Here is a 26275-nt window from a genome sequence, read left to right as displayed (position 1 = left end):
AGGAGCCATCACGCATGAAGACCGCCGAGATCGCCCAGCGCTTCCTCGACTACTTCGAGAAGCAGGACCACGTCATCGTGCCGTCCGCCTCTCTCGTCACCGACGACCCCGCTCTGCTGTTCACCGTCGCAGGCATGGTGCCGTTCATCCCGTACCTGTCCGGTGATGTTCCGGCCCCGTACAAGCGCGCCGCCGATGTGCAGAAGTGCCTGCGCACCCTCGACATCGAAGAAGTCGGACACACACCGCGCCACGGCACGTTCTTCCAGATGCTCGGCAACTGGTCGTTCGGTGACTACTTCAAAGAAGACGCGATCCGCTTCGCCTGGGGTCTGCTCACGACGCCTGAAGAAGACGGCGGGCTCGGCTTCGATCCGAAGGACCTCTGGGTCACGGTCTACGAAGACGACGACGAGGCACACGAGCTGTGGCGGCGCCTGAGCGACCTGCCCGACGAGCGCATCCAGCGCCTGGGCAAGGACACGAACTACTGGTCGACGGGTCTGCCAGGACCGGCGGGTCCGTGCTCGGAGATCTTCTTCGACCGTGGTCCCGAGTACGGCATCGACGGCGGTCCCGCGACCGACGACGACCGTTACGTCGAGATCTGGAACCTCGTGTTCATGCAGTACGAGATCGCCAACGTGCAGTCCAAGTACGACTTCGACATCGTCGGCGAGCTGCCGAACAAGAACATCGACACCGGCATGGGGCTCGAGCGCGTCGCCTTCATCAAGCAGGGCGTCGACAACATGTACGAGACCGACCAGGTGCGTCCCGTCCTCGACAAGGCCGTCGAGCTGTCGGGCCGCGAGTACGGCGCCGTCCACGAGGACGACGTGCGTTTCCGCGTCGTCGCCGACCACGTGCGCTCGTCGCTCATGCTGCTCTCGGACGGTGTGACGCCGTCCAACGACGGTCGCGGTTACATCCTCCGCCGCCTCATGCGCCGTGCCATCCGTTCGATGCGCCTGCTGGGGGTCGACGGGCCGACGTTCCGCGAACTGTTCGCGGCGTCGCGCGACGCCATGAAGACGACGTACCCCGTCGTCGAGACCGACTATGCGCGCATCGAACAGTACGCACTGGCCGAAGAGGCCACGTTCCTGCGCACGCTCGCAGCGGGCGAGGCGATCCTCGATGATTCCCTCGTCGCGACGAAGGATGCCGGGGGCACGACGATCGCCGGTGCCGAGGCGTTCCTGCTGCACGACACGTACGGCTTCCCGATCGACCTGACGCTCGAGGTCGCGCAAGAGGCCGGCCTCACGGTCGACCGCGACGCGTTCGACGCGCTCATGCTCGAACAGCGCACACGCGCCAAGGCCGACGCGCGTTCGCGCAAGCGCCAGCTCGCGGATACGAGCGTGTACCGCGATCTGCGCGCGCAGGGCGAGACCGTCTTCACGGGATTCACCGATCTCGAGACCGAATCGACCGTGCTCGGCATCCTCGTCGACGGCGTCTCGGTCAACAGCGCTCCGAGCGGGCAGATCGCCGAGGTCATCCTGGCCGAGACGGCGCTCTACGCCGAGTCGGGCGGTCAGGTCGCCGACAAGGGCATCATCGTCGGGCCCGGCTACGAACTCGAGGTGCTCGACGTGCAGCGCCCCGTCGCGGGTCTGATCAGCCACACCGTGCAGGTCACGACCGGTGAGGTCGGCGTCGGCCAGCCGGCGACGACCGTCGTCGACGCGGCGAACCGCCGCGCCGCGCAGCAGGCGCACTCGGCGACGCACCTCATCCATGCCGCGCTGCGCGACACGCTCGGCTCGTCGGCGACGCAGTCGGGCTCGCTCAACCGCGCCGGCTACATGCGGTTCGACTTCTCGTGGGGCCAGGCGCTGTCCGAGGCGACGAAGAGCGAGATCGAAGAGATCGCCAACAACGCCGTGCGCGACAACCTCGAGGTCACGACGCGGGTGCTCCCGCTCGACGAGGCGAAGGCGCTCGGCGCGCAGGCACTGTTCGGTGAGAAGTACGGCGATGTCGTGCGCATGGTCGACATCGGCGGCCCCTGGTCGCGCGAACTCTGCGGCGGCACGCACGTCGGGCGCAGCGCCGAGATCGGCCTCATCAACCTTGTGGGGGAGTCCTCGGTCGGCGCGTCCAACCGTCGGGTCGAAGCCCTCGTGGGCCTCGACGCGTTCCGGTCGCTGGCCGCCGAGCGCGCGCTCGTGTCGCAGCTGACGACATCGCTCAAGACTCCGCGTGAGCAGCTCCCTGCGCGTATCGCCGAGCTCACGGCGAGCCTCAAGGCCGCCGAGAAGAAGATTGCGGCGTACGAGGCCAAGGCCCTCGCCGAACGTGCTCCCGCGCTGGCGAACGACGCGGTCCGCGTCGGTCCGTACCGAGTCGTCGCGAGCGCAGTCGGAACGGCGGCATCCGGTGACGACCTGCGCACGCTCGCCCTGCAGGTGCGCGACCGGCTCGGCTCAGAACCCGCCGTCGTCGCCCTCGGCGCGACGGTGGGCGACCGCCCTGTCGTCATCGTCGCGACGAACGACGCCGCGCGCACGGCGGGCGGCAAGGCGGGCGTGCTCGCCAAGCTCGCCGCCGGTGTGCTCGGCGGCGGCGGTGGCGGGCGTGACGACGTCGCTCAGGGTGGCGGCGCGGATGCCGCGGCTCTGCCGGCCGCCCTGTCGGCGATCACGACGGCGCTCGAGGCCTGGTGAGCTTCCGTCGCGGCGTGCGACTGGGTGTCGACGTCGGCCGGGCACGGATCGGCGTCGCTCGATGCGATCCCGACGGGCTGCTCGCGACGCCCGTCGAAACCGTGCCGCGCGATGACGTCTCGGTGGCGCGCATCGCGGCGCTCGCGCAGGAGTACGACGTGCTCGAGGTGCTCGTGGGGCTGCCGCTCAACATGCGCGGCGAGGACACGCCCTCGACGACCGACGCGAGGGAGTTCGCGGCGGCCGTATCGGCGGCATCCGATCGGCCCGTGCGCCTCATCGACGAGCGTCTCTCGACCGTGTCAGCTCACGCCGCTCTGCGCGATTCCGGGCGTTCTCAGCGTTCTTCTCGTAGCATTGTGGATCAGGTCGCGGCGGTCGTCCTTCTGCAACAGGCTCTCGACGTTGAGAAGAGCACGGGTCGCCCGGCTGGTACCCCCGTCGCCCAGGAGCCCGCCTGAATGCCCGATCCCACACCCGCTGATCCCTTCGCGGACCTCTTCGGCCAGCTGCCGGACCCGAGTTCGCGCGAGATCCGCGACGACCCCGCCCCGCGCCCCGCGCCGACGGGGCCTGCCGTGTCCGGATCGGATGCACCGCCCCTGAGCCGCCGAGAGGCGCGCGAGGCAGCCCTCCGCGCCGCCGCGGCGAAGAACGCCGAGAACACGCGCGACGCCGTCCCTCCGGCACCTTCGCAGCCCACAGCCGAGCGCGCACCCGAACCCGCTCCCGAGGCGCCCCCGCGCTCAGCCACCCCGCCGGCACCCGAGCGCACGTCCGGGTCGACTGCCGAGTACGCGCCGCCGCGCTCGGCTGCACCGCCGACTGCCGCGCGCGACGCGAGCGAGCGGCCGAGCAGTCCCGCCCCGGCTCTGGCGGTCAGCGACGCCGTCGGCCCCGCTTACGCGCGATCCGGCGCCGGACTGACATCCGTCCTCGACGACACAGAAGCGCCCGCGCCCGCGCCACGACCGACATCGCCCGGACTCGAGGACCTCTTCTCGGGCAAGAGCACGACCGACGAGATCGGCACGCACCCCCACCCGCGCGAAAAGCGCCGGCGCCGCACCGCCGGCTGGATCGCGTTCGGCGTCATCGTCGCCATCCTCGGTGGCATCGCGGGGGGCGGCTGGTACGTCTGGTCGACCTATGAAGACCGCATCCGCGCGTTCATGGCGTGGGAGGAGCCGAAGGACTATGAAGCAGGGCTCGCGAACGGCGAGGCACTGCTGACGATCGTCTCCGGCGACACGGGCTACTCGATCTCGCCCAAGCTGCATGACGCCGGCATCACGAAGACGCCGAACGCCTTCTACGACTACCTGATCGCCGAGGGGATCGACCCGCCCTTCCAGCCGGGCGTCTTCAAGCTGCAGAAGCAGATGACCTCGGCCGCGGCGCTCGCGGCCATTCTCGAGCCCGGCAACAAGCTCGAGAACATGGCGCAGCTGCGCGAAGGTCTCACGGTCGACCAGTCGCTGCCGATCCTCGCCGATGTCATCGGGATCCCGCTCGAGGAATTCCAGGCCGCCGTGGCCAACCCCGCCGATTACGGCGTCAGCGCGTCGACCCTCGAAGGATGGCTCTTCCCCGCGACGTACCAGTTCAACCCCGGGGTGACGGCACCGGAAGTGATCGCGACGCTCGTGAACCGCACGGTCGAGTCCCTGGATGCGGCTGCTGTGCCCGTCGAGGACCGTCAGCGGATCCTCACCATCGCCTCGATCATCCAGCGCGAAGCCCGATACGAGGCCGATATGCAGAGGGTCTCGACGGTCATCACGAACCGGATGGACCCGAACAATCAGGAGACCTTCGGGCTCTTGCAGATGGACTCGACGGCGCAGTACGGCTACGGCGAGATGCACGCCGGCTCGGCGAGCACGTCTGAACAGGCCCAGTACGACGACAACCCCTGGAACACGTACGTCCACGCGGGTCTTCCCGTCGGACCGATCGCCAATCCGGGTGACGTCGCGATCAAGGCCGCGATGAATCCCGCCGAGGGTCCCTGGCTGTACTTCGTCACGGTCAACCTGAACACCGGCGAGACGGTCTTCACCGAGACGTACAACGAGCATCTGCGATACGTCGATCAGATGGTCGCGTGGTGCCGCGACAATCCGGACTCGGGGTGCTGACCACCTCGAACCGGCTCGCGGTGTGGGGGGATCCGATCGACCACAGCCGATCGCCGCGCCTGCACGCCGCCGCCTACGCCGCCCTCGGGCTCGACTGGCGCTATGAAAGGCGCCGCGTCACGGAGGCGGAGTTCGCGACGGCGCTCACCGAGCTCGACGAATCGTGGCGCGGGCTCTCGGTGACCTACCCCCTCAAGGGAGCTGCGTACGCGGCATCCGTCGTGCGTGACGCCCGGGCCGAGGCGACACGTGCCGTCAACACGCTGCTGCTGACCGACGACGGCCTGCACGGGTACAACACCGATATCGGCGGCCTCGTCGCCTCGCTGCGCGAAGAGGGCGTCACCTCCGCCGCCCACGGCCGCATCGTCGGCGCAGGTGCCACGGCGACGTCGGCCCTCGTCGCCCTCGCCGAACTCGGCGCCTCATCAGCCGAGATCGTCGCCCGGCGACCCGAAGCGATCGCTCCGCTCGCCGCCCTCGGTGAGACGCTCGGTGTCACGGTGGGCGCGGCGTCGTTCGACGCGCCGTCATTCGCCCCGGTCGATGTGACCATCGCCGCCCTGCCGGGCGACGCCCCCGTGCCGGATGCCGCGGCCCGACCCCTCGCCGCGAGCGGCGGCGTGCTGCTCGACGTCGTCTACGGGCAGTGGCCGACGATCCTCGGGGCAGCGTGGCAGCAGGCCGGCCACCGCGCGACATCGGGGCTCGGGATGCTGCTTCACCAGGCTCTCCTGCAGGTGCGGATCTTCGTCGCGGGCGACCCCGAGATCCCCCTCGCAGCCGAGTCCGACGTGCTGTCCGCGATGCGCCGGGCGGTCATGGGAGACTAGAGCAATGCTCCGCGTGCTCACGGCCGGCGAATCCCACGGTCCCGAACTCGTTGCCATCATGGAGGGACTTCCCTCCGGCATCCCCGTCTCCCGCGCCGCGATCCAGGCCGATCTGGCCCGCCGCAAGCTCGGCTATGGACGCGGCTCGCGCATGAAGTTCGAAGAAGACGAACTCTCGATCTCGTCGGGGGTCGTGCACGGGCTCACTCTGGGGAGCCCGATCGCCCTTCGCATCGGCAACACCGAGTGGCCCAAGTGGAGCGAGGTCATGAGTGCCGAGCCGGTCGAGCTGACCGACCGTTCACGCGGACGCGGCGCGACCCTGACCCGCCCCCGGCCCGGTCACGCCGACCTCGTCGGCATGCAGAAGTACGGATTCGACGAGGCCCGCCCCATCCTCGAGCGCGCGAGCGCACGTGAGACGGCGGCACGCGTCGCGCTCGGCGCCCTCGCCCGGGCGTTCCTGTCCGAGCTCGGCATCGCACTCGTGTCGCACACCCTGTCGATCGGTCCCGTGCAGTCGCCCGCGGATGCACCGCTTCCGACCCCCGCCGATGTCGAGGCACTCGATGCCGACCCGCTGCGGTGCTTCGACGCGGCGACGAGCGCCGCGATGGTCGCCGAGGTCGATGCCGCTCGCAAGGACGGCGACACCCTCGGGGGGATCGTCGAGGTGCTCGCGTACGGGCTTCCGCCCGGGCTCGGCTCGCACGTGCATTGGGACCGCCGCCTCGACGCGAAGCTCGCCGAAGCGCTCATGTCGATCCAGGCGATCAAGGGTGTCGAGGTCGGCGACGGCTTCGAGACGACTCGGCGCCGCGGCTCTGCCGCGCACGATGAGCTCTTCGTGACCGATGACGGCATCGCACGGTCGTCGGACAAGGCCGGTGGCACCGAGGGTGGCATGTCGACGGGCACGGTCCTGCGCGTGCGGGCCGGGATGAAGCCCATCGCGACCGTGCCGCGTGCGCTGCGCACCGTCGACATCGCCTCGGGCGAGGCGGCGTCCGCGCACCACCAGCGCTCGGATGTGTGCGCCGTGCCGGCCGCGGGAGTCGTCGCCGAAGCGATGACGGCGATCGTGCTCGCCGGTGCCGTGCTCGAGAAGTTCGGCGGGGACAGCGTCGCCGAGACCAAGCGCAATCTCGAGGGCTACCTGGCGGCGCTTCCCACCACGCTGCGCACGACCGACACGAGCGACCCCGGTCTCGCTCAGCATGACGTCGCGCTCTGACGCGATCGTCTTGATCGGCCCTATGGGCGCCGGCAAGACGAGCATCGGACGCAAGGTCGCCAAGGCTACGGGTCGCGCATTCTTCGACAGCGACATCGCGGTCGCGCGCGACCACGGTCCGATCGAGCAGATCTTCGCCGAGCACGGCGAGTCGCATTTCCGCGCTCTCGAGCGCGACGCCGTGCGCGCAGGGCTCGAAGCCGGCGGCATCGTCTCGCTCGGCGGGGGAGCGGTGCTCGATCCCGCGACGCGGGAGGCCCTCGCGGAGCACCGCGTCGTGCTGCTCACGGTCGAGCCGCACGTCGTGCCAGCCCGCGTGAAGGACTCGGTGCGTCCCCTCCTGCAGGACGGCGACGCACTGGAGCGGTGGAGCGCGATCTATCGCGAGCGTCGCCCCCTGTACGACCAACTCGCGGATGTCACCTTCGACACGTCGCACGGCCCGCTTCAGCAGGTCGTCGATGCCGTCGTCGAGTGGGTGCACCGCACCGACGAGGAGACGCCATGACCGACACGACCCGCATCACCGTCACGGGCCAGAGCGACTACGCGATCACTGTGGGCCGCGGCATCCTGCCGTCCCTCGCCGAACAGCTGCCCGACGCCGCACGCAAGGTGCTCATCGTGCACCCGCCGACGCTTGCGGTGCAGGCCGAGGCGCTGCGGGATTCGCTCCTCGGTGACCGCGAGGTGCTGCTCGCCGAGATCCCCGACGCCGAGGCCGGCAAGCGCATCGAGGTCGCAGCGTTCTGCTGGCAGGTCATGGGCAAGGCCGATTTCAGCCGCACCGACGTCGTCGTGGGCTTCGGAGGGGGCGCCGTCACGGATCTCGCCGGCTTCGTCGCCGCAACGTGGCTGCGCGGCATCGAGGTCGTGCAGGTGCCCACCACCGTGCTGGGCATGGTCGACGCCGCCGTGGGCGGCAAGACCGGCGTCAACACCGCCGAGGGCAAGAACCTCGTGGGAGCATTCTGGCCACCCGCATCCGTCGTCTGCGACCTCGACCTGCTCGATTCGCTGTCGCGCAATGAGACCGTCGCGGGATACGCCGAGGTCGTCAAGGCCGGCTTCATCTGGGCGCCCGAGATCCTCGATCTCATCGAGGCAGACCCCGAGAAGGCCGTCGACCCGCACAGCGACGCGTTCCGCCGCACGATCGAACTCGCGATCGACATGAAGGCGCGCGTCGTGAGCGAGGACTTCCGCGAAGAGGGACTGCGCGAGATCCTCAACTACGGCCACACCCTTGGCCACGCGATCGAGCACGCGGAGCGCTACCGGTGGCGCCACGGCGCCGCGATCTCGGTCGGCATGGTCTTCGCCGCCGAGTTGTCCCGTCTGGCGGGGCGGCTCTCCGACGACGCGGCGCAGCGGCACCGCAGCATCCTGGATCTTCTGGGCCTTCCGACGACATACCGCGCGGGGGCGTGGCCGCAGCTGAAGGCGTCGATGCAGCGCGACAAGAAGAGCCGGGGCGGCATGCTGCGCTTCATCGTGCTCGATGAGATCGCCCGCCCCACCGTCCTGCGGGCCCCGGACGAATCGCTGCTGTTCGCGGCGTACCAAGAGGTCGCAGGCTGACCTCTTGCGCGACGCTTCGCGCAGGCGAAGAGTGGCGGGATGCAGAAGATCGTCCCCAACATCTGGTGTGATCGAACCGCGACGGAGGCTGCTGCGTTCTACACGCGGATCTTCCCGAAGGCGACGAGCGAAGTGACGTTGCGCTACCCGACGGAGGGTCTCCCGAAGTTCCAGAAGGACTTCGCGGGCGACGTGCTCACGATCGATGTCGTCATCGACGGGTACCGGCTGGCGCTCATCAACGGCGACGCGACTTTCCGCCCGAATGCATCGGTGTCGTTCATGGTCAACGTCGATCCGCTGCTCTTCGACGGCGACGAAGCGGCCGCGCGCGGCGCGCTGGATGCCCTGTGGCTCGACCTCGGCACCGGCGGACGTGTGCTCATGGAGCTGGGGGAGTATTCGTTCAGCGCGCGCTACGGGTGGGTCGAAGACCGCTATGGCGTCTCGTGGCAGCTGCTGCTGACGGATCCCGCGGGCGAGCCGCGGCCGTTTCTCATCCCCTCGCTGCTGTTCGGCGGAGCGGCCCAGAACCGCGCCTCCGAAGCCGTCGAGACCTACATCTCGCTGTTCGACGGGCGGCTCGGCATGGTCGCGCCGTATCCGCACGAGACGGGCCCAGCTGCCGCGGGTGCTGTGATGTTCAGCGAGTTCCAGCTCGCCGGCCAGTGGTTCGCGGCCATGGATTCGGCCGTGCCGCAGGACTCGTCGTTCACGCCGGGTCTCTCGCTCGAGGTGCGCTGCCGCGACCAGGCCGAGATCGACCGGCTGTGGGACGCCCTGAGCGCCGTGCCCGAGGCCGAAGCGTGCGGGTGGCTCGTCGACCGGTTCGGTCTCAGCTGGCAGATCACGCCCGCTGACATGGGGGAGCGGGTGCAGGAACCCGGTGTCTATCAGCGACTGCTCGAAATGAAGAAGATCGTCATCGCCGACCTGTGACCGACGCGGCTACGCCAGCAGATGCCGGAGGTAGCGTTCGGGGGAGTCGAGATAAGACTTCCAGTGCCCCACGAGGGCGAGGTCCTCCCAGGCCGTGGGACGCATGCCCCAGGGGCCGATCTCGAGGATGCGGGCACCCGGAAGGGCGGCGAGCACGGGTGAGTGCGTCGCGCAGAGCACCTGACCGCCCTCGTCGGCGATGCGGCGCAGCGTTGCGATGAGCGTGAGCGTCGACGTGAAGGACAGCGCGGCCTCGGGCTCGTCGAGGCAGTAGAACGCCGGCGAATCGAAGCGGGTGTCGAGCAGGGCGAGGAACGACTCGCCGTGACTCATCTCGTGAAAGGCCGGGTCCGGCCCGCCCGGGTTGTCTTCGAGGTACGAGTAGAACGAGTGCATCGTTTCGGCGCGCAGGAAGAACCCCCAGCGGCTGGCACCGACCCCGCGCTGCAGGCGCAGCCAATCCGACAGCGGCGACTCGCTCGATCGGGTCGTGTGGCGGGCGTTCGTCGAGCCGCCCTCGGGAGACATGCCGTACGCCAGCGCGATGCCCTCGAGGATCGTCGACTTGCCCGAGCCGTTCTCGCCGACGAGGAAGGTGATTCCCGGATCGAGCCGCAAGCCGTCTTCGAGCAACTGTCTCACCGCAGGGATGCCACCGGGCCAGGTGGCAGGAGCCGAGACGTCTTCCCGGGCGCTGACCGCGACGACAGGGGGTTGCTTTCGGAGCACGGCACCAGTCTTCCAGGGTGCGCGCCGTGCCGAGTTCGCGGCACGATGGGCCAACCGTGCGGGCGCGGATCGGTAGGGTGATCGCGTGACCGAACGCCGACTGCTGCTCGTCAACGGGCCGAATCTCAACTTGCTCGGCACCCGCGAACCCGACGTGTACGGCGCGAGCACGCTCTCCGATGTCGAGGCGATCACGACCGAAGCCGCGGCCGCACGGGGCTTCGACGTGCGGGCTGTGCAGAGCAACCACGAAGGCGTCCTGATCGACGCGATCCACGACGCCCGCCACGACTGCGCCGGCATCGTCATCAACCCCGGCGGCCTGACGCACACTTCGATCGTGCTGCGCGACGCGCTGGCCGGCGTCGGTCTTCCCGTCGCAGAGGTCCACATCTCGAACGTGCTCGAACGCGAGCCCTTCCGACACCGCTCGTACGTCGCCGATGTCGCGGCCGTGCACGTGGTGGGTGAGGGTGTTCCCGGCTACGCGAAAGCCGTCGGCATGCTCGTCGATCTCATCACCTGACCGACCGCGCGGCGGCACGCCACCGCGCGCCCGACCCGACGACGCCGTCGAATCGGAGAACTGGTGCTTCGTGCCATCCCGTAGACTCGAGCGTCGGCTTCCCACACGATCGGACTGAATCACCTCATGGCATCGACCGCAGACATCAAGAACGGCGTCGTCCTGAACATCGACGGCCAGCTCTGGAGCGTCGTCGAGTTCCAGCACGTCAAGCCCGGCAAGGGCGGCGCGTTCGTGCGGACGAAGATGAAGAACGTCGTCACCGGCAAGACGATCGACAAGACGTACAACGCCGGCACCAAGATCGACATCGAGAACGTCGATCGTCGCGACTTCACCTACCTGTACAACGACGGTGAAGGCTTCGTCTTCATGGATGTCGCTGACTACGACCAGCTGACCGTTCCCGCTGCGACCGTCGGCGACGCCAAGAACTTCCTGCTCGAGAACCAGCAGGTCACGATCGCGCTCAACAACGGCAACCCGCTCTACGTCGATCTGCCGGCATCCGTTGTGCTCGAAGTCACCTACACCGAGCCGGGCCTGCAGGGCGACCGCTCGTCGGCGGGCACGAAGCCCGCGACCGTCGAGACCGGTTACGAAGTGCAGGTGCCGCTGTTCCTCGAAACGGGCACGAAGATCAAGGTCGACACGCGCACCGGCGAATACCTCGGTCGCGAGAAGTAAGGCGTGAGCGCTCGTTCCAAGGCGCGCAAGCGCGCGCTCGACATCCTTTTCCAGGCCGACGTCCGCGGTGACGAACTGCAGACCGTCCTCGCCGCAGAAGCGAAGCGCGCGGCAAGCGAACCGGCCCGCGAAACGTCATGGCTGTACGCCCGCGAGATCATCGACGGCGTCATCGACAACCGGGACGCCATCGACGAGCAGATCACGACGTTCGCGAAGGACTGGAGCCTCGCACGCATGCCCGCCGTCGACCGCGCCGTGCTGCGCATCGCCGTGTGGGAGATCCTCTACAACGACGAGGTCCCGCCCGCCGTCGCGATCGATGAGGCGGTCGAACTCGCGAAGGAGTTCTCGACCGACGAGGCGGGGTCGTTCGTGAACGGGGTTCTGGGCCGGATCGCCCGCGCCTCCTGAGCGTCATCGCGTGACCCCTCCGTCGATCGACGCGGTCCACATCCGGCGTCTCGCCGGGCCTGGCGCGTACGAACGAGGGGTCGCCTACTTCGCCGACGGGGCCGTGCAGCGGGTCACGTGGGACCCCGTCGCGTCCCTCATCGAATCCGTCGTCGCCGGGACCGGCTCGCAGGTCTATCGCTGCCGCATCCGGATCGACGTGCACCGCCCGCTCGCGCCGATCATCGCGACGACCTGCACGTGCCCCATGCAGATCGACTGCAAGCACACCGTCGCCACGATCCTCGCGAGCAACCGGTCGGCTGAGGCGGCGACCCGCGCAGAGTCGTCGTGGCGTGCGGTCCTCGCTCCGTCTGCAGAACCCACTCGCACCTCGACACGGCTCGCGCTCGGCATCGAACTGCGCCAGCGGATGCGGCGGGGATCATCGGCGTGGGCGCCTGCGCGCGTCGAGACGGCGACGCCGCGGAGCCTCCACCAGCAGGCCCCCGACGTTCTCGTCGGGCTGCGTCCGCTCGAGCAGAGCCCACGCACGAAGTCATGGATCAAGGGCGCCGTGTCGTGGGACGCCTTGCGTCGCCCCATCACGACCCACGAACCCGCGCAGGCCCGGTGGTTCGCCGAGCTGCACAGCATCGGCCGCGACGTGCGCTCGTTCGGCGCCTTCTCGGACGTCTCGGAGTGGCTCACCCTCGACGACATCGCGTCCAGCCTGCTGTGGGCCCATCTCGCCGCCGCAGCCGAGCACGACATCCCGCTCGTGGCGACCAAGCCCGGCCAGAGCGTCGACGTCGCTCGGGCGGCCTCCGTCGTCGTGCGTGCGGAGCGGGTGGCCGGCGCGCTCGATATCCGGCCGCGCGTCACGATCGACGACGTAGAAGCGGATGCCGCGGCGCTGCGTCCCGTGGGGCGCTCGGGCATCTACCGGTTCACGGTGCACCGCGACCGCATCGCGCTGACCCTCGCGGAGCTTCCCCTGCCTGATCCCGTGCCGGCGCTTCTGGCCGCGAGATCGGCCGTGTCGGTGCCGGCGGACGAGACCGACGAATTCGTCAGCGAGCACCTCGGGCGCATCGCACGGCGCGTCACCGTCGACGCCCCCGGCATCGCGATCCCGGCGGCGGCCCGGCCGACCCTCGTCGTGGCCGTGCGCTTCTCGCCGTCGGACCGCCTCGACTACACCCTGTCGTGGCAGTACGGCCGCGGTGCGGCTCTGGCATGGGACGCCGATGCGAGCCAGGAACGCGACCCGGCGGCCGAGAGCAGCATTCGCGTCCGTGTCGAGCAGGTCTGGGCCGATGCGTCACCGGTCGACTTCTCGCCCGCCGGTTCGCTGACGGGGATCGATGCGGCGGAGTTCTCCTCGAGGGTCCTGCCGCTCCTCGAGGCCACCGACGAGGTGGACGTCGTGCTCTCCGGCGAACGCCCGCGCTATCGGGAGCTTTCCGGGGATCCGCGCATCGAGATCACGACCGTCGAGACGACCGACACCGACTGGTTCGATCTCGGCATCGTCGTGAAGATCGACGGGCGTCACATCCCGTTCGGCACCCTGTTCAGCGCGATGTCGCGGGGGCGCAAGAAGCTTCTGCTGAGTGACGGCGCCTACTTCTCGCTGACGCATCCGGCGCTTCACCGCCTGCGCGACCTGATCGACGAAGCCGGAGAACTCGATGAATGGCAGACGGCGCCGCGCATCAGCCGGTACCAGACGGATCTCTGGGCCGATTTCGAAGACGTCGCCGACGAGGCGGTGCCCGCCACGGCCTGGCGCGCCGCCGCCGAGGGACTGCGCGATGCCGACGGCGTTGCGCCCACGCCCCTTCCTCGCGGGTTGACCGCCGATCTGCGGCCCTATCAGCGCACCGGCTTCGATTGGCTCGCCTTCCTGTGGCAGCACCGACTCGGCGGCATCCTCGCCGACGACATGGGTCTCGGCAAGACGCTGCAGATGCTCGCGCTCCTCGCGCACGTGCGGGAATCCGGCGAGACACGCCCGTTCCTCGTCGTGGCACCGACATCGGTGCTGTCGACGTGGCGCGATGAAGCCGCACGGTTCACCCCCGACCTGCGGGTACACGTCGTCGGCGCGCGGGGGAGCGAGGTGGCCGATGTCGCCTCCTCAGCCGACGTCATCGTGACGTCGTACACCCTGCTGCGACTGGACGCGGAGGCGTTCACCGCCATCGATTGGGCGGGTCTCGTGCTCGACGAGGCGCAGTTCGTCAAGAACAGCCAGACCAAGACGCACCGTGTCGCGAAGGAGCTGCGCGCCGACGTCACCTTCGCGATCACGGGCACGCCGCTCGAGAACAGCCTCACCGAACTGTGGGCGCTCCTCTCTCTCGCGGCGCCGGGGCTGTTCGCCTCGGCACGACGGTTCCGCGACGAGTACATCGCGCCCATCGAGAGGGGCAAGATCCCGAGCACGCAAGAGGGCGGCGAGTACCGTGCCCGCCGCCTCGCGCGCCTGCGCCGACGGATCCGCCCGCTCGTGCTGCGCCGCACGAAGGAGCTCGTGGCGCCCGAACTGCCGCCCAAGCAGGAGCAGGAGCTGCGGATCGAGCTCAACGCAGCGCATCGCGCGCTGTACGACACGGTGCTGCAGCGCGAACGTCAGAAGGTGCTCGGACTGCTCGACGACTTCGATCGCAACCGGTTCATCGTGTTCCGCTCGCTGACGCTGCTGCGCATGCTGAGCCTGGCCCCCGGGCTCGTCGATCCGGCGCACGCGCACATCGTGCCGAGCAAGCTCACCGCCCTGTTCGAACGGCTCGACGAGGCGGTGGCCGAGGGCCATCGCATCCTGGTGTTCAGCCAGTTCACGTCGTTCCTGCGTCTGGTCGCACAGCGGCTCGAAGAGCGCGGCGTCGCGTTCGCCTACCTCGACGGGTCGACGCGCGATCGCGACGCGGCCGTCGCGCACTTCCGGCAGGGCGGCGCGCCGGTGTTCCTGATCAGCCTCAAGGCGGGCGGATTCGGGCTGACCCTCACCGAGGCCGACGATGTGTTCCTGCTCGACCCGTGGTGGAACCCCGCCGCCGAGACGCAGGCCGTCGACCGTGCGCACCGCATCGGCCAGGACCGCAGCGTCATGGTCTACCGCCTCATCTCCAACGGCACGATCGAAGAGAAGGTCATGGCGCTGCAACAGCGCAAGGCGCGCCTGTTCCGCTCGGTCATGGACGATGACGGCCTGTTCGGCCAGACACTCGGCGCGGACGACATCCGCGCGCTCTTCGCGGAGTGAGGCGGCGGGCCTCGCCTAGACTCAGAGGCTCATACGGGAGGGATTTCCATGCGCATCACGGGGCTCGGACACGCCGGAATGTTCATCGAGACGGCGGGCGGAACCATCCTCTGCGACCCGGTCATCGGCCCCAGCTTCTTCGGATCGTGGTTCCCCTTTCCCGATAACCGGGGCCTCGACTGGGAGAAGTTCGGCAAAGCCGACTTCCTCTACATCTCGCACCGGCACCGCGACCATTTCGACCCGGCGCTGCTCGAGCGCTACGTGCCGAAGGACATCGCCGTCCTCCTGCCGGAGTACCCGACCGACGACCTCGAAGTCGACCTCATCAAGCTCGGCTACGAGAACATCGTCTACACGCAGGCCGGCGTGCCTCTGCACTACGGCGACCTGACGCTCATGGTGACCCCCCTGCGTGCCCCGAGCGACGGGCCCATCGGCGACTCCTCGCTCTCGGTCGACGACGGCACGGCGTCGATCCTGAACCAGAACGACTCGCACCCCCTCGACCTCGAGACGCTGCTGACCTTCTCGAAGCCCGACGCGTACTTCACGCAGGTGTCCGGCGCGATCTGGTGGCCCATGGTCTACGACCTGCCGCAGGACGCCAAGCAGAACTTCGCGAAGCTCAAGCGCGACGCACAGAACAAACGGGCCATGTACTACATCGAGAAGGTCGACGCGGCGCATGTCTTCCCTATGGCCGGACCGCCGATGTTCTTGCGCGAAGAGCTGTTCCGCTACAACGGCTACGGCACCGAGGACGACTCGATCTTCACGGATCAGCGTCAGTTCCTCGCGCACATGCGCGAGCTGCGACCCGAGCAGAAGGGCTACGAGTTCGTCCCGGGCACGCAGGTCGATCTGAACCACGGCGAGATCTCCGTGACGCAGACGCTGTACACCGACGCCGAGATCGACCGCATGTTCGACGACAAGTGGGCCTACCTCGCCGAGCAGCGCGACAGTCGGCAGGACGAGGTCGCAGCCGAAGAGGCGACCCGTGCCGCCGTGCTGCCCCCCGCCGAGATGCTCGCCGCGATCAAGGAGTGGTGGGAGCCGCTCCTGCGCCGCGCCCGTACGATCCGGAACGGCGTGGGCGGGGCCGTGCGCTTTCGGATCGGCGAGCTCGACATGGTCGTGGACTTCCCTAAGGCCAAGGTGCGCGAGTACGCCGGCGAGGACTGCGTCTACTGGTACACGATTCCCGCAGACCTCGTCTCGACGAACATCGCCGACCACGAGATCGACTGGTCGAACTCGATCTTCCTCTCGATGCAGTTCGAGGTCGGACGCAGCGGCAAGTTCAACGAGTTCCTGACGACCTTCCTCAAGTGCCTGTCGCGCGATCGCATCGAGTACGTCGAGAACTGGTACGCCGAGCAGAGCGACCAGACCGAGGATGCGCAGCTGGGCGACTGGGTCGTGCAGCGCCGCTGCCCGCACCTGCGTGCCGACCTCACCAAGACGGGCAAGATCGAGGACGGCGTGCTCACGTGCTCGCTGCACGATTGGAAGTGGGATCTCGCCAGCGGAAAGTGCCTGACGACGCAGGGTCACCCGATCCGCGCCCGCGAGGCAGAGGAGGCGCCCGCGCCCGGGCGTTGACTCACCGCGCGGGGGTGAAGCGGGCGAGCACGCGAGCCCCCACGACCCCCTAGACTGTCGGAAGAAACAAGCAACCTTTAACCCCGTCCTGTGAGGCGGAGAAGGGAGCGGCGGATGAGCACGCGCACCGAGCTGCCCCGCGTCGTCCTGCACAGCGCCGATATCGCCCGTGCACTGACTCGGATCTCCCACGAGATCCTCGAGTCCAACAAGGGCCCCCAGGATCTCGTGATCCTCGGAATCCCCACCCGTGGCGTCACCCTGGCCAGCCGCATCGGCGGTCTGCTGTCGGAGTTCAGCGGCACATCGATTCCGACCGGCGCGCTCGATGTCACGATGTACCGCGACGACCTGCACCGCAATCCCACCCGCACGCCCCAGCCGACGCAGATCCCGGCCGGAGGCATCGACGGCAAGGTCGTCGTGCTCGTGGACGACGTGCTCTTCTCGGGTCGCAGCATCCGCGCCGCCCTCGATGCACTGCAGCACATCGGTCGTCCCTCGGTCGTGCGCCTCGCCGCCCTCATCGACCGCGGTCACCGCGAACTGCCCATCCGGCCCGACTTCGTCGGCAAGAATCTGCCGAGCGCGCGCGACGAGCGCGTCAATGTGCGCCTGGCGGAGACCGACGGCACCGACGAGGTGACGATCGAATCATGAGGCACCTGCTCGACACCAAGAACCTGTCTCGCGAGGACGCGCTGCAGATCCTCGACGTCGCCGAGGACATGGCCGACACCCAGCGCCGCGAAGTGAAGAAGCTGCCGACGCTGCGCGGCAAGACCGTCGTCAACCTCTTCTTCGAGGACTCCACCCGCACCCGCATCTCGTTCGAGGCTGCAGCCAAGCGGCTGTCGGCCGACGTCATCAACTTCGCCGCCAAGGGGTCGAGCGTGTCGAAGGGGGAGTCGCTGCAGGACACGGCGCAGACCCTGCAGGCCCTGGGCGCCGACGCCGTCGTCATCCGCCACGGAGCCTCGGGCGCTCCGCGCACCCTCGCGACGAGCGGCTGGATCACGGCCGGTGTCGTCAACGCCGGCGACGGCACGCACGAGCACCCGACGCAGGCCCTCCTCGACGCCTTCACGATCCGCAAGCGCCGCTTCGGCGACGACAGCCGCGGTCACGACCTCGAGGGCCTGTCGGTCACGATCGTCGGCGACGTGCTGCACTCGCGCGTCGCGCGGTCCAACGTGTGGCTGCTGGACACCCTCGGCGCCGATGTGACGCTCGTCGCGCCCCCCACCCTCGTTCCGCAGGATGCGTCGCAGTGGCCTGCGAGGATCCTTTACGACATCGATGAAGCCATCGCTGCGGGTCCGGACGCGCTCATGATGCTGCGCATCCAGCTCGAGCGTATGAACGCCGCCTATTTTCCCACTGAACGGGAGTATTCACGCCGATGGGGCCTGGACGCACGGCGCCTGGCCGCGCTTCCGGCCGGTAGCATTGTCCTGCACCCCGGACCCATGAACCGAGGGCTGGAGATCTCCGCCGAAGCCGCCGATTCGCCGCGCTCGACGGTGCTCGAGCAGGTCACCAACGGCGTCTCAGTCCGAATGGCCGCGCTCTACCTGCTGCTGGCGGGCGAGCGACCCGAACGAGAGCAGAGCACGCGATGACTGAGACGTTCCTCATCCGAGGCGCCCGCCTCGAGGGCGGCCCCGCCGCAGACATCCTCGTCGAGGACGGCGTCCTCACGCAGGTCGGCTCGAGCCTGTCCCGTGCCGGAGCGACCGTCGTGGACGCCGACGGGCTCATCGCCCTGCCTGGCCTGGTCGACCTGCACACGCACCTGCGCGAGCCCGGCTACGAGGCATCCGAGACGATTCTCACGGGATCGCGCGCGGCCGCGGCCGGAGGCTTCACGGCGGTCTTCGCGATGCCCAACACCTCACCCGTCGCGGACACCGCCGGCGTCGTCGAGCAAGAACTTGCCCTCGGCGAAGCGGCCGGATTCGTCACGGTGCAGCCGATCGGCGCCGTCACGGTCGGGCAGAAGGGCGAGCGTCTCGCCGAACTCGGCGCGATGGCCGACTCCCGGGCGCGTGTGCGCGTCTTCAGCGACGACGGCTTCTGCGTGTGGGATCCGCTGATCATGCGGCGTGCCCTCGAGTACGTCAAGGCATTCGACGGCGTCATCGCACAGCACGCCCAGGACCCGCGCCTCACCGAGGGCGCCCAGATGAACGAGGGCGCCGTCTCGGCCGAGCTCGGTCTGGCCGGCTGGCCGGCCGTGGCCGAGGAGTCGATCATCGCGCGTGATGTGCTCCTGGCCGAACACGTCGGCTCCCGCCTGCACGTGTGCCACCTGTCCACGGCCGGATCGGTCGACATCATCCGCTGGGCCAAGAAGCGCGGCGTCGATGTGACAGCCGAAGTCACACCGCACCACCTGCTGCTCACCGATGAACTCGTGCGCGACTACGACGCCCGGTTCAAGGTGAACCCGCCGCTGCGCCGTGAAGAAGACGTCCGCGCCGTGCGCGAGGGCCTCGCCGACGGCACGATCGACATCGTCGCCACCGACCATGCACCGCACCCGGCCGAAGCGAAGGCGTGCGAGTGGCAGGCCGCCGCGAACGGCATGGTCGGGCTCGAGAGCGCGCTGCGCGTCGTGCAGCACACGATGATCGACACGGGGATGCTGGTCTGGAGCGACGTGGCCCGCATCATGTCGCGCGAACCGGCGCGGATCGGCCGGCTGGCGGGCCATGGCACACCGCTCGCGCCCGGCTACGCGGCATCGCTCACGCTGATCGATCCCGCGCCCGTCCGCACCTTCTCGAAGGACGACCTGCACGGACGCAGCGTCAACTCGCCCTACCTCGGGCGCGACCTCCCCGGCGAGGTGCGCTGGACGCTGTACCGCGGCACGCCGACGGTCGTCGACGGGGTCGTGCTGGACCGGCCGGGGGAGCGCGCATGACCCGCGAAGGAGCCGTCGCCGTCATGATCGGCGTCGCGGTCCTCATCCTCGCGCTCGCGGCCTTCGCGTGGTGGCGACGAACGCGCCGCGACTCGGGACTGTCCGCGCCTGTGAGCGAAGCCCCCGCCGGCGCCGAGACGATGAGCGAGTTCCCCTCGCTGTACGTCGCGACGACGAAACACGGCGAGCCGCTGGAGCGCCTGGCGATCCGCGGGCTCGCGTTCCGCTCGCGCGCCGATGTCACGGTGACCAGCGCCGGCATCGCGCTCGATCTGACCGGCAAGCCCCGCGTGTTCGTGGGCGCCGACCGCATCGATCGCGTCACGCAGGCCACGGTGACGATCGACCGCGTCGTCGAGCGCGACGGGCTCGTCCGCCTCACGTGGCGCCTCGACGACGGCACCGTCGTCGACTCCTACCTCCGACCTCAGGACGCATCGGCCAGAGCCCTCGCCGATGCGATCTCGAGCATCCTCACCCCGACCCAGACGGGAAGCGACGCATGACCTTCTTCTCCACCGACCCCGCGGTGCTCGTCCTCGAAGACGGCACCCGCTACACCGGGCGCGCCTACGGCGCGCGCGGCACGACCCTCGGCGAAGTCGTCTTCGCCACCGGCATGACCGGATACCAGGAAACCCTCACCGATCCGTCGTACGCGGGTCAGATCGTGATGCAGACCGCGCCCCACATCGGCAACACCGGCGTCAACGCCGAAGACGTCGAGTCGCACCGCATCTGGGTCTCCGGCTACATCGTGCGCGACCCCTCTCGCGTCGTGTCGAACTGGCGGGCCGACGGCTCGCTCGACGACGCGCTCGTGCGCGAGGGCGTCGTCGGAATCAGCGGCATCGACACACGTGCCGTGACCCGGCACATCCGCTCGGCGGGCAGCATGCGAGGAGGGATCTTCTCGGGCGAAGCCTCCGGCATCGACCCCGACGAGCAGCTGCGCCTCGTCAACGAAGCACCGCCGATGGCGGGCCAGAACCTCTCGGCCGCCGTGTCGGTCGACGCCGCGCGCGTGACCCCGGCGACAGGGGAGCGGATCGGCAATCTCGCCGTGCTCGACCTGGGCGTGAAGCAGGCGACGATCGACAACCTGGCCGCCCGCGGCTTCGACGTGCACGTCCTGCCGCAGAGCGTCACGATCGACGAGATCCGCGCGATCCGCCCCGTCGCGGTGTTCTACTCCAACGGGCCGGGCGACCCCGCGGCATCCGACCATCACGTGTCGCTCCTGCGCGCCGTGCTCGATGACCGCCTGCCGTTCTTCGGGATCTGCTTCGGCAATCAGCTACTCGGCCGCGCACTCGGGCTCGGCACCTACAAGCTGCCCTTCGGCCACCGCGGCATCAACCAGCCGGTGCTGGACAAGCAGACCGGGCGCGTCGAGATCACGGCGCACAACCACGGTTTCGCCGTCGAGGCACCCCTCGAGGGCGAGTTCGACAGCCCGAACGGCTACGGCCGGGTCGAGGTGAGCCACGTCGGCCTCAACGACCGGGTCGTCGAAGGACTGCGCGCGCTCGACATCCCCGCCTTCTCGGTGCAGTACCACCCCGAAGCGACCGCGGGTCCGCACGATGCCAACTACCTCTTCGATCGGTTCCGTGACCTCGTGGTCACGACCCTTCAGTCGGACGCAGGTCAGGGACTTAAGGAGAACAATGCCTAAGCGCGACGACATCAAGAGCGTCCTCGTCATCGGCTCCGGGCCGATCGTCATCGGCCAGGCGTGCGAATTCGACTACTCGGGCACCCAGGCGTGCCGCGTCCTGCGTGAGGAGGGCGTGCGCGTCATCCTCGTCAACTCGAACCCGGCCACGATCATGACCGATCCGGACTTCGCCGACGCGACGTACATCGAGCCCATCACGTGGCAGGTCATCGAGACGATCATCGCCAAGGAGCGCCCCGACGCGATTCTGCCGACCCTCGGCGGCCAGACGGCGCTCAACGCCGCGATCGAGCTGCACAACCACGGCATCCTCGAGAAGTACGACATCGAGCTCATCGGAGCGAACTTCGAGGCGATCAACAAGGGCGAGGACCGCCAGATCTTCAAGGAGCTCGTGCTCGAAGCCGGCGCCGACGTCGCGGCCTCGGTCATCTGCCACTCGATGGACGACCTGCTCGCCGGCGCCGAGAAGCTCGGGTACCCGCTCGTCGTGCGCCCGTCGTTCACGATGGGCGGCCTCGGTTCGGGCTTCGCGTATGACGAAGAGGACCTCCGCCGCATCGGCGGCGCGGGCCTGCACGACTCGCCCACCAACGAGGTGCTGCTCGAGGAATCGATCCTCGGGTGGAAGGAGTACGAGCTCGAGCTCATGCGCGACACGTCCGACAACACGGTCGTCGTCTGCTCGATCGAGAACGTCGACCCCGTCGGCGTGCACACGGGTGACTCGATCACCGTCGCCCCGGCGCTCACTCTGACCGACCGCGAGTACCAGAAGCTGCGCGACATCGGCATCGACATCATCCGCGCCGTGGGCGTGGACACCGGCGGCTGCAACATCCAGTTCGCGATCGACCCTGCGACGGGGCGCATCATCGTCATCGAGATGAACCCGCGCGTCTCGCGCTCGTCGGCGCTGGCTTCCAAGGCCACGGGCTTCCCGATCGCGAAGATCGCGGCGAAGCTAGCGATCGGCTACCGGCTCGATGAGATCCCCAACGACATCACCAAGGTGACGCCGTCGAGCTTCGAGCCGACCCTGGACTACGTCGTCGTGAAGGTGCCGCGGTTCAACTTCGAGAAGTTCCCCGCCGCCGACACGACCCTCACGACGACCATGAAGTCCGTCGGCGAGGCCATGGCGATCGGACGCAACTACGCGACGGCACTGCAGAAGGCGCTGCGCTCGCTCGAGAAGCGCGGCTCGAGCTTCCACTGGGGGCCCGAAGACCGCTCCGTCGACGAGCTGCTCGAGATCTCGAAGACGCCGACCGATGGCCGCATCGTCGTACTGCAGCAGGCGCTGCGCAAGGGTGCGACGGTCGAGCAGGCCTTCGAGGCGACGAAGATCGACCCGTGGTTCCTCGACCAGATGGTGCTCATCAACGAGGTCGCCGACTTCGTGCGGCACGCACCCGAACTGGATGCCGCGACCCTGCGTCTGGCGAAGGAGCACGGTTTCAGCGATGCACAGCTCGCGCAGCTGCGCGGTGTGTCCGAGGCCGAGATCCGCGGCATCCGTCACGCGCTGGGCGTGCGCCCCGTGTACAAGACGGTCGACACGTGCGCGGGGGAGTTCCCGGCACTCACGCCCTACCACTACTCCAGCTACGACGCCGAGACCGAGGTCACACCGTCGGAGCGGCAGAAGGTGGTCATCATCGGGTCGGGCCCGAACCGCATCGGTCAGGGCGTCGAGTTCGACTACTCGTGCGTGCACGCGTCGTTCGCCCTGTCGGACGCCGGCTATGAGACCGTCATGGTCAATTGCAACCCCGAGACCGTGTCCACGGACTACGACACGTCGGACCGGCTCTACTTCGAGCCGCTGACGCTCGAAGACGTGCTCGAGGTGCTGCACGCCGAGTCGCAGTCGGGTGAGATCCTCGGCGTCATCTGCCAGCTCGGCGGACAGACGCCGCTGGGACTGGCCCACGGCATCGAGGACGCCGGCTACACGATCCTCGGCACGAGCCCCGCCGCGATCGACCTCGCCGAAGAACGCGAGCTGTTCTCACGTCTGCTGGACGAGGCGGGCCTGGTCGCACCGCGCAGCGGCACGGCGATCGACCCCGAGGGTGCCGTGCGCATCGCCGAAGAGATCGGCTACCCCGTGCTCGTGCGCCCGAGCTTCGTGCTCGGCGGCCGCGGCATGGAGATCGTCTACGACACCCCCGCGCTGCGCGAGTACTTCGTGCGCACGGCGGGGGAAGTGATCGTCGAAGAGGGCAAGCCCCTGCTCGTGGACCGCTTCCTCGACGACGCGATCGAGATCGACGTCGACGCGCTCTTCGACGGCACCGAGCTGTACATCGGCGGCGTCATGGAGCACCTCGAAGAGGCCGGGATCCACTCGGGCGACTCGTCGTGCACGCTGCCGCCGATTTCGCTCGGCCGCACCGATGTCGACCGCGTGCGCACGGCGACCCTCGCCATCGCGCAGGGCGTGGGCGTGCGGGGACTGCTCAACGTGCAGTTCGCGATCTCGGCGGGCGTGCTCTACGTCATCGAGGCCAACCCGCGGGCGAGTCGCACCGTGCCCTTCGTCTCGAAGGCACTCGGCATTCCGATGGCCAAGGCCGCAGCTCGCATCATGGTGGGCTCATCGATCGCCGAGCTCAAGGCCGAGGGCCTGCTGCCCGAGGCCGACGGCTCGCGCATTCCGCTGGATGCGCCCGTGTCGGTCAAGGAAGCCGTGCTGCCGTTCAAGCGGTTCCGCACGAAGGACGGCAAGATGGTCGACTCGGTACTCGGCCCGGAGATGCGCTCGACGGGCGAGGTCATGGGCATCGACCGTGACTTCCCGACGGCGTTCGCGAAGTCGCAGGCGGCGGCCTACGGCGGCATGCCGCTGGAGGGGACCGTCTTCATCTCGGTTGCCGACAGCGACAAGCGCGCCGTCATCCTGCCGGCGCACCGTCTGCAGGAGCTCGGTTACACGCTCGTGGCCACCGAGGGCACCGCCGAGATCCTCGCCCGCAACGGCATCGCCGTGAAGGTCGTCGCGAAGTACAGCGAGACCCAGGAGGGCGGAGAGACGAACATCGTCGACCTCATCAACCAGGGCGAGATCGACATCGTCGTGAACACGCCCTCGGGCGGCACGGCGCGCGCCGACGGCTACGAGATCCGCGCCGCGGCTGTGGCGGGCGACAAGGCTCTCTTCACGACGATGGCCGTGCTCGGGGCCGCCGTGAGCGGCATGTCGACGCTGCGCAAGGGCTTCGACGTGAAGAGCCTGCAGGAGTACGCCGCCGAGCGGGCAGCGCACGCGTGACACCGTTCGGCGTGCGGCTTCGCGCCGCGATCGACGCGCACGGACCGCTGTGCGTCGGCATCGACCCTCACGAGCACCTGCTCGCGGAGTGGGGGATGGATGCCGGCGCGCGCGGCCTGCGCGACTTCGGCCTGCGTGTCGTCGAGGCCGCGGCCGGCCGTGTCGGCGTCGTGAAGCCCCAGGTCGCGTTCTTCGAGCGGTGGGGGTCGGCGGGGTTCGCGGCCCTCGAGGACGTCCTCGAGGCGGCACGCGCGGCGGGCCTGCTCGTCATCGCCGACGCCAAGCGCGGCGACATCGGCTCGACGATGGCCGGCTACGCCGCCGCCTGGCTCGCACCGGGTTCCCCGCTCGAAGCGGATGCCCTCACCGTGAGCCCGTACCTCGGCCCCGAGTCGCTGCGCGAGACACTCGCGACCGCGGTGCGCGGCGGCAAGGGCGTCTTCGTCCTCGCCGCGACGAGCAATCCCGAGGCGGCGGCCCTGCAGACCGCCCTGACGGTCGATGTCGCATCGGCCGACGACCAGACCGTCGCAGCCCGCGTCGCGCGCGACATCGCGTGGGTCAACGGCTCCGCAGCGTTCTCCGGAGACCTGGGACCGGCAGGTCTCGTCATCGGGGCGACCGTCGATCGGTTCGAGTTCGGACTCACCGACGACGTGCTCGCGGGATGCCCGATCCTCGCTCCGGGCTTCGGCGCCCAAGGCGCCGAGCCCGCGCAGTTGACGTCGCTCTTCGGGGCGGTCGCTGCGAACGTCGTCGCGTCCGAGAGCCGCAGCATCCTCTCGGCGGGTCCCGACGCCCTGGCGGTGCGCATCGCCGAGCGCGCGGCGTTGTACCGTAGTGGTTCCGATGGCTGACTCACGCACTCCTCCCGACGTCGATCGCATCGCGGCATCCCGCCGTGCGGTCGCGGCGCGCCGCGAACGCGCCGCCCTCAAACACGACGTCACGACGCGCGTCATCACGCCGCAGGAGCTGCTGCGCCGCGCGCTCGCGCAGCCTGATGCCCCAGCGGGCGCGATGCGCGTGACCGAGTTCCTCACCTGCATCCCCGCGATCGGCGAAGGAAAGCGCGACCGCATCCTCGCCGAGCTCGGCATCTCGCCTGTCAAGCGTCTCGGCGGACTCGGCGCGCGCCAGCGCGCGGCGCTGCGGAGCTTCCTCGACGAGCGACGCCCCGAGCCCGAGCCCCGCAGCGGCCGCAGCCGCCTGCTCGTGCTCGCAGGCCCCACGGCGGTCGGCAAGGGCACTGTCGCCGCGCACATCAAGGAGCGCCACCCCGAGATCATGCTGTCGGTGTCGGCGACGACACGCGCGCCGCGACCCGGTGAGGTCGACGGTGAGCACTACTACTTCGTCGACGACGCCGAGTTCGATCGCATGATCGCGGCCGGAGAGCTGCTCGAGTACGCGACGGTGCACAACCGGTACCGCTACGGCACGCCGCGCGCGCCGATCGACGAGGCGCTGGCTGCGGGGCGCACGGTGCTGCTCGAGATCGACCTGCAGGGCGCGCGCCAGGTGCGCGCCGCTGAACCCGCTGCGACGCTCGTCTTCCTGCTGCCGCCGAGCTGGAACGAGCTCGTCGACCGGCTCGTCGGGCGCGGCACGGAGGGCGCCGAAGAGCGCGCCCGCCGTCTCAAGACGGCGAAGGTCGAGCTGGCCTCGCAGGACGAGTTCGACTACCGCGTCGTGAACGACGACGTCGCTCGTGCGGCGGACGAAGTGGTCGCGCTCGCGCAGGCCTGACGCGTTCGCGAACGGACGGCGG

At 69.2% G+C, this 26275-nt stretch carries 22 protein-coding genes; 21 read left to right on the top strand and 1 reads right to left on the bottom strand.

What is annotated here, in order from left to right:
• Positions 1-14: 14 nt before the first annotated feature.
• Genes alaS through AC25YV_RS07000 form a run of 8 tightly spaced genes read left to right on the top strand, consistent with a single transcriptional unit; the run spans position 15 to position 9403 of the window.
• On the top strand, positions 15-2675 hold the full coding sequence (gene alaS, locus AC25YV_RS07035; protein ID WP_488123127.1) for an alanine--tRNA ligase: 2661 nt from the start codon (positions 15-17) through the stop codon (positions 2673-2675).
• Complete coding sequence (gene ruvX, locus AC25YV_RS07030) at positions 2669-3136, top strand: Holliday junction resolvase RuvX (protein ID WP_488123428.1); 468 nt, start codon at positions 2669-2671, stop codon at positions 3134-3136. Before alaS ends, ruvX begins: the two co-directional genes overlap by 7 nt.
• Complete coding sequence (gene mltG, locus AC25YV_RS07025) at positions 3137-4816, top strand: endolytic transglycosylase MltG (protein WP_488123126.1); 1680 nt, start codon at positions 3137-3139, stop codon at positions 4814-4816. It begins immediately after the preceding gene.
• Complete coding sequence (locus AC25YV_RS07020) at positions 4786-5649, top strand: shikimate dehydrogenase (RefSeq protein ID WP_488123125.1); 864 nt, start codon at positions 4786-4788, stop codon at positions 5647-5649. Before mltG ends, AC25YV_RS07020 begins: the two co-directional genes overlap by 31 nt.
• 4 nt (positions 5650-5653) lie before the next feature.
• Complete coding sequence (aroC, locus tag AC25YV_RS07015) at positions 5654-6883, top strand: chorismate synthase (RefSeq protein ID WP_488123124.1); 1230 nt, start codon at positions 5654-5656, stop codon at positions 6881-6883.
• The gene (locus AC25YV_RS07010) at positions 6867-7391 is read left to right on the top strand and encodes a shikimate kinase (RefSeq protein WP_488123123.1); all 525 of its coding nucleotides are present in this window, start codon (positions 6867-6869) and stop codon (positions 7389-7391) included. The genes aroC and AC25YV_RS07010 overlap by 17 nt, the downstream gene beginning before the upstream one ends.
• On the top strand, positions 7388-8464 hold the full coding sequence (gene aroB, locus AC25YV_RS07005; protein ID WP_488123122.1) for a 3-dehydroquinate synthase: 1077 nt from the start codon (positions 7388-7390) through the stop codon (positions 8462-8464). The genes AC25YV_RS07010 and aroB overlap by 4 nt, the downstream gene beginning before the upstream one ends.
• 39 nt (positions 8465-8503) lie before the next feature.
• On the top strand, positions 8504-9403 hold the full coding sequence (locus AC25YV_RS07000) for a VOC family protein (protein ID WP_488123121.1): 900 nt from the start codon (positions 8504-8506) through the stop codon (positions 9401-9403).
• Between the two features lie 9 nt (positions 9404-9412).
• Here the strand turns inward: AC25YV_RS07000 and AC25YV_RS06995 are convergent, their stop codons facing one another.
• The gene (locus tag AC25YV_RS06995; protein WP_488123120.1) at positions 9413-10045 is read right to left on the bottom strand and encodes an AAA family ATPase; all 633 of its coding nucleotides are present in this window, start codon (positions 10043-10045) and stop codon (positions 9413-9415) included.
• A gap of 172 nt (positions 10046-10217) precedes the next feature.
• Between AC25YV_RS06995 and aroQ the strand changes: the two genes are divergently transcribed.
• The 13 genes from aroQ to gmk all read left to right on the top strand — a co-directional run bounded on the left by aroQ (position 10218) and on the right by gmk (position 26253).
• A complete protein-coding gene (gene aroQ / locus AC25YV_RS06990) occupies positions 10218-10658 on the top strand; it encodes a type II 3-dehydroquinate dehydratase (protein ID WP_488123119.1) in 441 nt (146 codons plus the stop codon).
• A gap of 126 nt (positions 10659-10784) precedes the next feature.
• Positions 10785-11345: an elongation factor P gene (efp, locus tag AC25YV_RS06985; protein ID WP_488123118.1), complete on the top strand. Its 561-nt coding sequence runs from the start codon at positions 10785-10787 to the stop codon at positions 11343-11345.
• 3 nt (positions 11346-11348) lie between these two features.
• On the top strand, positions 11349-11759 hold the full coding sequence (gene nusB / locus AC25YV_RS06980; RefSeq protein ID WP_488123117.1) for a transcription antitermination factor NusB: 411 nt from the start codon (positions 11349-11351) through the stop codon (positions 11757-11759).
• A gap of 10 nt (positions 11760-11769) precedes the next feature.
• Positions 11770-15009 (top strand): DEAD/DEAH box helicase, encoded by a 3240-nt coding sequence (locus AC25YV_RS06975; protein WP_488123116.1) that lies wholly within the window; start codon positions 11770-11772, stop codon positions 15007-15009.
• Between the two features lie 48 nt (positions 15010-15057).
• Positions 15058-16617, top strand: coding sequence for a Rieske 2Fe-2S domain-containing protein (locus tag AC25YV_RS06970; protein ID WP_488123115.1), 1560 nt, complete (start codon positions 15058-15060; stop codon positions 16615-16617).
• 114 nt (positions 16618-16731) lie between these two features.
• Positions 16732-17277, top strand: coding sequence for a bifunctional pyr operon transcriptional regulator/uracil phosphoribosyltransferase PyrR (pyrR, locus tag AC25YV_RS06965; protein ID WP_488123114.1), 546 nt, complete (start codon positions 16732-16734; stop codon positions 17275-17277).
• Positions 17274-18239, top strand: coding sequence for an aspartate carbamoyltransferase catalytic subunit (locus AC25YV_RS06960; protein WP_488123113.1), 966 nt, complete (start codon positions 17274-17276; stop codon positions 18237-18239). The genes pyrR and AC25YV_RS06960 overlap by 4 nt, the downstream gene beginning before the upstream one ends.
• Complete coding sequence (locus tag AC25YV_RS06955) at positions 18236-19546, top strand: dihydroorotase (RefSeq protein WP_488123112.1); 1311 nt, start codon at positions 18236-18238, stop codon at positions 19544-19546. The genes AC25YV_RS06960 and AC25YV_RS06955 overlap by 4 nt, the downstream gene beginning before the upstream one ends.
• Positions 19543-20052, top strand: a complete 510-nt coding sequence (locus AC25YV_RS06950) for a PH-like domain-containing protein (protein ID WP_488123111.1) — start codon at positions 19543-19545, stop codon at positions 20050-20052. Before AC25YV_RS06955 ends, AC25YV_RS06950 begins: the two co-directional genes overlap by 4 nt.
• A complete protein-coding gene (gene carA, locus AC25YV_RS06945) occupies positions 20049-21224 on the top strand; it encodes a glutamine-hydrolyzing carbamoyl-phosphate synthase small subunit (protein WP_488123110.1) in 1176 nt (391 codons plus the stop codon). The genes AC25YV_RS06950 and carA overlap by 4 nt, the downstream gene beginning before the upstream one ends.
• Positions 21217-24504: a carbamoyl-phosphate synthase large subunit gene (gene carB / locus AC25YV_RS06940; protein ID WP_488123109.1), complete on the top strand. Its 3288-nt coding sequence runs from the start codon at positions 21217-21219 to the stop codon at positions 24502-24504. Before carA ends, carB begins: the two co-directional genes overlap by 8 nt.
• A complete protein-coding gene (pyrF, locus tag AC25YV_RS06935; protein ID WP_488123108.1) occupies positions 24501-25361 on the top strand; it encodes an orotidine-5'-phosphate decarboxylase in 861 nt (286 codons plus the stop codon). Before carB ends, pyrF begins: the two co-directional genes overlap by 4 nt.
• Positions 25354-26253, top strand: coding sequence for a guanylate kinase (gene gmk, locus AC25YV_RS06930; protein ID WP_488123107.1), 900 nt, complete (start codon positions 25354-25356; stop codon positions 26251-26253). Before pyrF ends, gmk begins: the two co-directional genes overlap by 8 nt.
• Positions 26254-26275 lie beyond the last annotated feature (22 nt).

The organism is Microbacterium sp. Y832 (genome assembly GCF_057669765.1).
Note: the sequence above shows the minus strand (reverse complement) of the source record. Positions and strands in the feature narration are given on the sequence as shown.

Bases quoted from the DNA above. Each gene is read 5' to 3' on its own strand.
- AC25YV_RS07010 (WP_488123123.1), top strand. From the start codon at position 6,867: ATGACGTCGCGCTCTGACGCGATCGTCTTGATCGGCCCTATGGGCGCC.
- AC25YV_RS06955 (WP_488123112.1), top strand. From the start codon at position 18,236: ATGACTGAGACGTTCCTCATCCGAGGCGCCCGCCTCGAGGGCGGCCCC.
- AC25YV_RS06960 (WP_488123113.1), top strand. From the start codon at position 17,274: ATGAGGCACCTGCTCGACACCAAGAACCTGTCTCGCGAGGACGCGCTG.
- aroB (WP_488123122.1), top strand. From the start codon at position 7,388: ATGACCGACACGACCCGCATCACCGTCACGGGCCAGAGCGACTACGCG.
- AC25YV_RS06970 (WP_488123115.1), top strand. From the start codon at position 15,058: ATGCGCATCACGGGGCTCGGACACGCCGGAATGTTCATCGAGACGGCG.
- alaS (WP_488123127.1), top strand. From the start codon at position 15: ATGAAGACCGCCGAGATCGCCCAGCGCTTCCTCGACTACTTCGAGAAG.
- AC25YV_RS07000 (WP_488123121.1), top strand. From the start codon at position 8,504: ATGCAGAAGATCGTCCCCAACATCTGGTGTGATCGAACCGCGACGGAG.
- pyrR (WP_488123114.1), top strand. From the start codon at position 16,732: ATGAGCACGCGCACCGAGCTGCCCCGCGTCGTCCTGCACAGCGCCGAT.
- aroC (WP_488123124.1), top strand. From the start codon at position 5,654: ATGCTCCGCGTGCTCACGGCCGGCGAATCCCACGGTCCCGAACTCGTT.
- AC25YV_RS06950 (WP_488123111.1), top strand. From the start codon at position 19,543: ATGACCCGCGAAGGAGCCGTCGCCGTCATGATCGGCGTCGCGGTCCTC.
- carB (WP_488123109.1), top strand. From the start codon at position 21,217: ATGCCTAAGCGCGACGACATCAAGAGCGTCCTCGTCATCGGCTCCGGG.
- carA (WP_488123110.1), top strand. From the start codon at position 20,049: ATGACCTTCTTCTCCACCGACCCCGCGGTGCTCGTCCTCGAAGACGGC.
- efp (WP_488123118.1), top strand. From the start codon at position 10,785: ATGGCATCGACCGCAGACATCAAGAACGGCGTCGTCCTGAACATCGAC.
- mltG (WP_488123126.1), top strand. From the start codon at position 3,137: ATGCCCGATCCCACACCCGCTGATCCCTTCGCGGACCTCTTCGGCCAG.
- gmk (WP_488123107.1), top strand. From the start codon at position 25,354: ATGGCTGACTCACGCACTCCTCCCGACGTCGATCGCATCGCGGCATCC.